Consider the following 7,851-nt stretch of genomic DNA (forward strand, 5'->3'; position numbering starts at 1 on the left):
CCCTGCTCTCCGAGGTCAAGGTCGAGGACGGCAAGGTCACCGGCCGCCGCGACGGCGACGCCGCCTCCGAGCAGCTCGAGGCCGCGCTCCCGGCCGTGGTCTCCGTGACGGACCAGTCGGGCGAGGCCCGCTACCCGTCCTTCAAGGGCATCATGGCCGCCAAGAAGAAGCCGGTGGAGTCCCTGGACCTCTCCGACCTCGACATCGAGGCCGACGAGGTCGGTCTGGCCGGCGCCTGGACCGCGGTCGACTCGGCCGCCGAGCGTCCGGCGCGCACCGCGGGCACGATCGTCAAGGACGAGGGCGACGGCGGCAAGCAGCTGGCCGAGTTCCTCGCGAGCCAGAAGTTCATCTGAGGCTCGCGCGAGCCCCCCAGACCGCCCCCTTTCGTTCGCAGGAGAAGTCCCATGGCTGAGATTCTCGTCTACGTCGACCACGTCGACGGAGCCGTCCGCAAGCCCACCCTGGAGCTGCTGACGCTGGCCCGCCGCCTCGGCGAGCCCGTCGCCGTCGCGCTGGGCAACGGCGCCGCCGACACCGCCGCCGCGCTCGCCGAGCACGGCGCCGTGAAGGTCCTCACCGCCGACGCGCCCGAGTTCGCCGAGTACCTCGTCGTCCCGAAGGTCGACGCGCTGCAGGCCGCGTACGAGGCCGTCTCGCCGGCCGCCGTCCTGGTGCCCTCCTCCGCGGAGGCCAAGGAGATCGCCGCCCGCCTCGCCGTCCGCATCGGCTCCGGCCTGATCACCGACGCCGTGGACCTCGAGGCCGGTGACGAGGGCCCGGTCGCGACGCAGTCCGCGTTCGCCGCCTCCTACACCACCAAGTCCCGTGTCTCCAAGGGCACTCCGGTCATCACGGTCAAGCCGAACTCGGCTCCCGTCGAGGCCGCCCCGGCCGCCGGCGCGGTGGAGGCCCTGTCGGTGTCCTTCGGCGCGCTCGCGACCGGCACGAAGGTGACCGCCCGCACCCCGCGCGAGTCCACCGGCCGCCCGGAGCTGACCGAGGCCGCGATCGTCGTCTCCGGTGGCCGTGGCGTCAACGGTGCCGAGAACTTCGCGGTCATCGAGGCGCTCGCCGACTCGCTCGGCGCGGCCGTCGGCGCCTCCCGCGCCGCCGTCGACGCCGGCTGGTACCCGCACTCCAGCCAGGTCGGCCAGACCGGCAAGAGCGTGTCGCCGCAGCTGTACATCGCCTCCGGCATCTCCGGCGCGATCCAGCACCGCGCCGGCATGCAGACGTCGAAGACGATCGTCGCGATCAACAAGGACGCCGAGGCGCCGATCTTCGACCTCGTCGACTACGGCGTCGTGGGCGACCTCTTCGAGGTCGTCCCGCAGCTGACCGAGGAGATCAAGTCCCGCAAGGGCTGATGACCTGCGGTTCGAGTGGTCCCGGGGGCCGCACGGTGATCTGTCGCCGTGCGGCCCCCGGCCGTTTCGGACAACCATTGACGCGAGTCCCGGCGGACTACTAACTTCGCTATACGGATTGTTGATTCCGTGCAGCGGAAAACAGGAGGATGTGGGATGGGTCAGCAGGAGAAGGTGTCGACGAGCCTCGCGGGCGCGGTCAGCGAGGACATCAGCGCCTCCCTCGCCGCGGTGGACGCCGAACTCGACCGCCGCTACCCGGGCGACCCCGGCACCCGCCAGCCCGTCCACACCGTCTACGTCCCCGGCAACCTCTTCGACGCCGGAACCATCCGTTCCTGGGGTGACCAGGCGCTGACCGCCCTCGACGAGCACGCCCCCGACGCCGCCTCCTTCGCCGAGGTCCTCGGCCTCTCCGACGACCTCGCCGAGGACGTGTACGGCCGCGTCCGCGCCAAGCTGGAGCGCGAACCGATCGAGGACCTCCGCGTCGACTTCGAGGACGGCTACGGCGGCCAGGACGAGGACCAGGACGCCGCCCGCGCCGCCCGCCTCGTCGCGGAGGCGTACGCCGGCGGGACCGCGGCCCCGTACATGGGCATCCGCATGAAGTGCATGGAAGCCGCCGTCCGCGACCGCGGCATCCGCACCACCGACGTCTTCCTCACCGGCCTCCTGGAGAACGGCGGCCTCCCCGACGGCCTCGTCCTCACCCTCCCCAAGGTCACCTACCCCGAGCAGGTCTCCGCCTTCGTCCGCCTCCTCGAGGCCTTCGAGCGGACCCATGGCCTCGACGCCGGCCGTCTCGGCTTCGAGATCCAGATCGAGACCAGCCAGGCCATCCTCGCCGCCGACGGCACCGCCGCCGTCGCCCGCATGATCGGCGCCGCCGAGGGCCGCGCCACCGGCCTCCACTACGGCACCTTCGACTACAGCGCCTGTCTCGGCGTCTCCGCCGCCTACCAGGCCAGCGACCACCCCGCCGCCGACCACGCCAAGGCGATCATGCAGGTGGCCGCCGCGGGCACCGGCGTACGGGTCTCCGACGGCTCCACCAACGTGCTGCCCGTCGGCTCCACCGCCCACGTCCACGAGGCCTGGCGCCTGCACTACGGCCTCACCCGCCGCGCCCTCGCCCGGGCCTACTACCAGGGCTGGGACATGCACCCGGGCCACATCCCCACCCGGTACGCCGCCGTGTTCGCCTTCTACCGCGAGGGGTTCGAGACCGCGGCCAAGCGCCTCTCCGCCTACGCCAACCACGCGGGCGGCGACGTCATGGACGAGCCGGCCACCGCCAAGGCCCTCTCCTCCTACCTGCTGCGCGGCATCGACTGCGGCGCCCTCGACACCGCCGAGGTCGACGCCCTCACCGGCATGACCCGCGCCGACCTCGCGCGCTTCGCCGCCCCGCGCCGCGGCGACCTGACGGCAACGGCGCAGTAGACCGGGCGGGCGGGCGCGGCCTTCCGGCGCGCGACCGCGCCTCCCGCCGGGGCGCCCCGTCCTGACGGCGGCCCCGGCCGCCGGGTGGGCCGCCGCCTCGGCAACGGCGGCATAACGGCCGGGCGGCCGACGCCGGAGCCGCCACCAGTGCCCCGTACTCTGTGACGCGTTGATCGTGGACGACAGGGAACGGGGCATCGGTGTCTTCGGCTTCGGGGGAGTACGAGCGGCTGGCCGGCCGCTACCGGATCGTGGCGCAGCTGGGCCGCGGCGGAATGGGTGTCGTCTGGCGCGCCGTGGACGAGGTCCTCGGCCGCGAGGTGGCCGTCAAGGAACTGCGCGCCTACAACGACTCCTCGGGGCCTGAACTCGCGGACCTGCGCCTGCGGATGCAGCGCGAGGCACGGGCCGCGGCGCGCGTCCGGCACCCCGGGGTCGTCGCCGTCCACGACGTGACCGAGCACGAGGGCCGTCCCGTCATCGTCATGGAGCTGGTCGACGGCCCCTCCCTCGACGGCGTCCTCGGCGAGCGCGGGGCCCTCGACCCCCGGGAGGCCGCCGGCATCGGCGCCGCCGTCCTGGAGGCGCTGGCCGCCGCCCACGACGCCGGGGTACTCCACCGCGACGTGAAGCCCGGCAACGTCCTCCTCGACCGGGGCGGCCGGGTCGTCCTCACCGACTTCGGCATCGCCACCATGGAGGACCCCGGCGACGGCTCCGCCACCCACCTCACCCGCAGCGGCGAGATCGTCGGCTCCCTGGACTACCTGGCACCGGAGCGCGCCCAGGGCCGTCAGCCCGGCCCCGCCTCCGACGTGTGGGCCGTCGGCGCCACGCTGTACGCGGCGGTCGAGGGGGCCTCCCCGTTCCGCCGCACGTCGACCTGGTCCACCCTGAACGCCATCGTGGTCGAGCCGCTGCCCGCATCGCACCGGGCGGGCCCCCTCGCACCCGTGCTGCGCCTCCTCATGGAGAAGGACCCGGACCGCCGCCCCGACGCCCGGACGGCGGCCCGCCTCCTGACGGCGGTCGCCGAGGGGCGGGAGACCGCCGGCGCGGACCCGCACGGGCAGGACGCCCCCACGGCGCCGAACACGCCGCACGGGCAGGGCGCGGAGGCTTCGCCGGCCCCGCCGTACGGTGCCGGTACGCCCCTCGGCGGGCCCGCCGGCTTCGGCCCCGCACCCCTCGGCGGCCCGGACGGCGGGGGCTTCGGTCCCGCGCCCGTCCCGTCGCCGGGGACCGGCGGCTTCGGCCCCGCACCCGTCGCCGGGCCGGGCGGCGGTGGCTTCGGCCCCGCCGGCCCGGTGGTTCCCCCGGTCACCGGCCCCGGACCCACCGGGCCCGAGACGGCCCCCGCGCGTCCCGCGCCCCGTGCCGCCGGGAAGCGCTCGACGCCTCTGATCGCGGCGGCCGTCGCCGCCGTCCTGCTCGCGGGCGGCGGCGTGACGTACGCCCTGGTCGAACGCGAGACCGCGGCCCCGGCCGGCCACGTCGCCGGCGGCCAGGTCCCGGCCGCTCCCGGCGAGGACCCGGGCCGCGCCCTGGACGCCGGCTCCCTCACGCCCGGGGCGAGCGCCACGGCCCCCACCGCGACCCCGTCGACGACCGGCACCGGGTCGCCCGGCGCCTCCGCCCCGACGCCCTCGCCCTCGACCTCCGCGCCCTCGCGCCCGCCCGTCCCCGGCAAGGGCGCCACGGCCGGCGCGGGCACGGACGGCGGCACGGATTCCGGCGGATCCGGCGGCACGGACGGCGCCACCGGGGGCGCGGGCACGTCCGGGGACGGCACCGGCGGGGCCAGCGGCGGTACGACAGGCGGGGCGACCGGCGGTTCGACCGGCGGCGCCTCCGGCGGGACCTCCACCACGGGCGGCGGTTCACCCACGCCCCAGGCGCCCGCCTGCCACCCGCGCGCCGACGGCCGCTACGACTGCACCGTGTGGCGCACGGAGAAGACGTACAGCCAGGACGGCACCCCCCGCGGCATCCTCAACGCGGGTGTCAACTACTTCTCCTGCCAGGCCGACCTCGGCCGCCGCGAGACCTCCGGCCAGTGGACCAACGTCTGGTGGGCGAAGACCGACGACGACAGCGGCAACACGGACGTGTACTTCAGCGTCGTCTACATCCAGGGCGGCGACAACGACGCCCCCGTGCCGGGCCTGCCCGTCTGCTGAGCGGGCGGGCCCCGGCGCCGGGCCGCCGGTCAGGCCGGCGGCGGGATCTCGCCCGAGCCCCGGGGGATGAGGGTCGTACCGAGGACCGTGCGGGCCGGGGGTTCGTCGGCGCCGTCGAGGCGGCGGAAGAGGCACTCCGCCGCCGTGCGGCCGAGGGCGGCCGCGTCCTGGGCGATGACGGTGATGCCGAGCAGGTCGGCGAGTTCGATGTCGTCGAAGCCGACCAGGGCGACCGGCCGGGGCCGCGCCGCGAGGGTGCGGACCGCCGTCACGGTGACCCGGTTGTTGCCCGCGAAGAGGGCCGTGACCGGCTCGGGCGCCGCCAGCATCTCCTCGACCGCGCCGCGGACCCGCTCCGGGTCCGTCGGACCGAGCGACACCCACGCGTCGTCGACGGTCAGGCCCGCGTCCTCCATCGCCGCCCGGTAGCCGCGCAGCCGCTCGGCGGCGGTGTGGATGCGGGGGCGGTCGCCGACGAAGCCGATCCGGCGGTGGCCCCGCGCGACGAGGTGGGCGACGCCGTCGCGCGCGCCGCCGAAGCTGTCCGAGAGGACGGCGTCGGCCTCGATCAGGCCGGCCGGGCGGTCCACGAAGACGGTGGCGACACCGGCGCGGATCTCCGGCTCCAGATAGCGGTGGTCGCCGCCCGCCGGGATGACGATGAGGCCGTCGACCCGCCGGGCGCAGAGCGCCAGCGCCAACTCCTGCTCGCGCTCCGGGTCCTCGGCGCTGGAGCCGTTGATCAGCAGGGCGCCGTGTGCGCGGGCCACCTCCTCCACCGCGCGGCTGAGCGGCCCGTAGAACGGGTCGGCGAGATCCTCCAGGACCAGCCCCACGGTGGCGGTCCGCCCCTTGCGCAGCACGCGCGCGCTGTCGTTGCGGCGGAAACCGAGCGCCTCGATGGCCTCCCGCACCCGCCGCTCGGTGTCGGGGGTGACGCCCGGTTCGCCGTTGACGACCCGGGAGACCGTCTTCAGGCCGACACCGGCCCGTGCGGCGACGTCCTTCATCGTGGGCCGGTTTCCGTAGCGGCGGTCGGGGCGGCGGGCGGTGTCGGCCACGATGCGCGGTTCCTCCGGTCGGTCGGTGGCGGGCGGGGCGGTCCCCGCGGGGGCCGCCAGGTCGAGCATAGGGCCTGGACAACGTTGTCAGGCCGGGACAGACTGTACGGAGCACCTTTCCGCCCCCGTTCCCGTTGCCGACTGGAGACCGCCCGCCCATGCACACCGACTCCGCCGCGGACACCCGCCTCGCCGGCGGCCCCGCCACCGGTCTCGTCGCCGCGCTCGACATCGGCGGCACCAAGATCGCCGGCGCGCTGGTCGACGACACCGGGCGGATCAGGGCCCGGGTCCAGCGACCGACGCCCGCGCGGGAGGACGGCGAGACGGTGATGAAGACGGTCGAGGAGGTCCTCGCCGGTCTGGCCGAGTCGCCGCTCTGGTCGGGAGCCGGCGCGGTCGGCATCGGCAGCGCGGGTCCCGTGGACGCCTTCCGGGGCACCGTCAGCCCCGTGAACGTGCCGGGCTGGCGCGACTTCCCCCTGGTCGAGCGGGTCCACCGGGCCACCGGCGGACGCCCCGTCACCCTCGTCGGCGACGGTGTGGCCATGACCGCCGCCGAACACTGGCTCGGTGCGGCCCGCGGACACGACAACGCCCTCTGCCTGGTGGTCTCCACGGGCGTCGGGGGCGGCCTCGTCCTCGGTGGCCGCGTGCACCCCGGCCCCACCGGCAACGCCGGCCACCTCGGCCACATCAGCGTCGACCTGGACGGCGAGCCCTGCGCCTGCGGCGGCCGCGGCTGCGTCGAACGCCTCGCCAGCGGGCCGCACATCGCCCGCCGCGCCCTGGAGAACGGCTGGCGCCCCGGCCCGGACGGCGACACCTCCGCCGCGGCCGTGGCCACCGCCGCCCGGGCCGGAGACCCCGTCGCCCTCGACTCCTTCGACCGCGCCGCCCGCGCCCTCGCGGCCGGCATCGCCGCCACGGCGACCCTCGTGGAGGTCGACATCGCGGTCATCGGCGGCGGCGTGGCGGGCGCGGGTGAGATCCTCTTCGGCCCCCTGCGCCGCCACCTCGCCACGTACGCCACGCTCTCCTTCGTCCGTGGCCTGACGGCCGTTCCGGCCCGGACCGGCACGGATGCCGGGCTCCTGGGCGCGGCGGCGGCGGCCCGCGCACCGCGCGCCTGAGGCGCGAACTGACGAAGGGTCCGGTTTCCGTCCGCTCCCTGTCTCCTCGATCACTCGCTCTCCTTCCGGCGGACGGAGAAGGCACCCGCGGCAGCCGCCAGGACCGCCGCCTCCGCGGCCCGTTCCGGGAGTTCCGGGTCGGGATCGGCACGCAGGAGCACCAGTTGGTGGTAGAGCGGCGCCGTGGCGGCGATCAGCAGGCTCCGCGCGTCCGTGTGCCGTGCGGGGAGTTCACCCCGCTCGATGGCGCGCTCGACGAGGATCTCGCACTGGGCGTACCGCTCCGTCCACAACCGCGTCTGGGCCCGCGCGGCCTGTTCGGAGTGGAACGAGGCGGCCATCAGGGCGACGGCGAGCGACGGCTGTACGACCAGGGATTCCTGGATCTCCTGATTGAGGGCCGTCAGATCGGCGCGCAGAGAGCCGGTGTCCGGCGGCTGCCAATCGATTTCGCCGGCGGCGTCGATGACGTCGACGAGCAGGCCGCCGACATCGCGCCACCGCCGGTAGACCGTGGCGCGGTGCACTCCGGCCCGCGTCGCGACACCCTCGATCGTGAGTCCTTCGTGACCGCCTTCGGCGAGTTCGGCGCGCACCGCGTCGAGAACCTGGGCGCGGACGCGGGCGGTGCGACCGCCCGGGCGGCGGTCCGAGGTCGTGT

At 75.6% G+C, this 7,851-nt stretch carries 7 protein-coding genes; 5 read left to right on the forward strand and 2 right to left on the reverse strand.

Annotation, left to right across the window (positions count from 1 at the left end; translation table 11 throughout):
- From RIF68_RS19535 to RIF68_RS19550, 4 genes are all read left to right on the forward strand, one after another.
- On the forward strand, positions 1–356 hold a 356-nt coding region (locus RIF68_RS19535; protein WP_375165718.1), incomplete at its 5' end, for an electron transfer flavoprotein subunit beta/FixA family protein.
- A gap of 51 nt (positions 357–407) precedes the next feature.
- A complete protein-coding gene (locus RIF68_RS19540; RefSeq protein ID WP_309052568.1) occupies positions 408–1,370 on the forward strand; it encodes an electron transfer flavoprotein subunit alpha/FixB family protein in 963 nt (320 codons plus the stop codon).
- Between the two features lie 156 nt (positions 1,371–1,526).
- The gene (locus RIF68_RS19545) at positions 1,527–2,816 is read left to right on the forward strand and encodes a DUF6986 family protein (protein WP_309052569.1); all 1,290 of its coding nucleotides are present in this window, start codon (positions 1,527–1,529) and stop codon (positions 2,814–2,816) included.
- A 200-nt stretch (positions 2,817–3,016) separates the two neighbouring features.
- Positions 3,017–4,996, forward strand: a complete 1,980-nt coding sequence (locus RIF68_RS19550; protein WP_309052570.1) for a protein kinase — start codon at positions 3,017–3,019, stop codon at positions 4,994–4,996.
- A 29-nt stretch (positions 4,997–5,025) separates the two neighbouring features.
- Here the strand turns inward: RIF68_RS19550 and RIF68_RS19555 are convergent, their stop codons facing one another.
- Positions 5,026–6,057 (reverse strand): LacI family DNA-binding transcriptional regulator, encoded by a 1,032-nt coding sequence (locus RIF68_RS19555; protein ID WP_309052571.1) that lies wholly within the window; start codon positions 6,055–6,057, stop codon positions 5,026–5,028.
- A gap of 158 nt (positions 6,058–6,215) precedes the next feature.
- Between RIF68_RS19555 and RIF68_RS19560 the strand changes: the two genes are divergently transcribed.
- Positions 6,216–7,190: an ROK family protein gene (locus RIF68_RS19560; protein ID WP_309052572.1), complete on the forward strand. Its 975-nt coding sequence runs from the start codon at positions 6,216–6,218 to the stop codon at positions 7,188–7,190.
- Positions 7,191–7,240: 50 nt separating this feature from the next.
- Here RIF68_RS19560 and RIF68_RS19565 read toward each other — a convergent pair.
- Positions 7,241–7,851 (reverse strand): TetR/AcrR family transcriptional regulator (locus tag RIF68_RS19565; protein WP_309052573.1); only part of this gene is annotated, 611 nt, incomplete at its 5' end.

It is taken from the genome of Streptomyces sp. (assembly GCF_031178505.1).
In the GTDB taxonomy this organism is placed as follows: domain Bacteria; phylum Actinomycetota; class Actinomycetes; order Streptomycetales; family Streptomycetaceae; genus Streptomyces; species Streptomyces gulbargensis.

Coding starts and splice junctions, on each gene's coding strand:
- RIF68_RS19540 (WP_309052568.1), top strand. CDS start 408: ATGGCTGAGATTCTCGTCTACGTCGACCACGTCGACGGAGCCGTCCGC.
- RIF68_RS19545 (WP_309052569.1), top strand. CDS start 1,527: ATGGGTCAGCAGGAGAAGGTGTCGACGAGCCTCGCGGGCGCGGTCAGC.
- RIF68_RS19560 (WP_309052572.1), top strand. CDS start 6,216: ATGCACACCGACTCCGCCGCGGACACCCGCCTCGCCGGCGGCCCCGCC.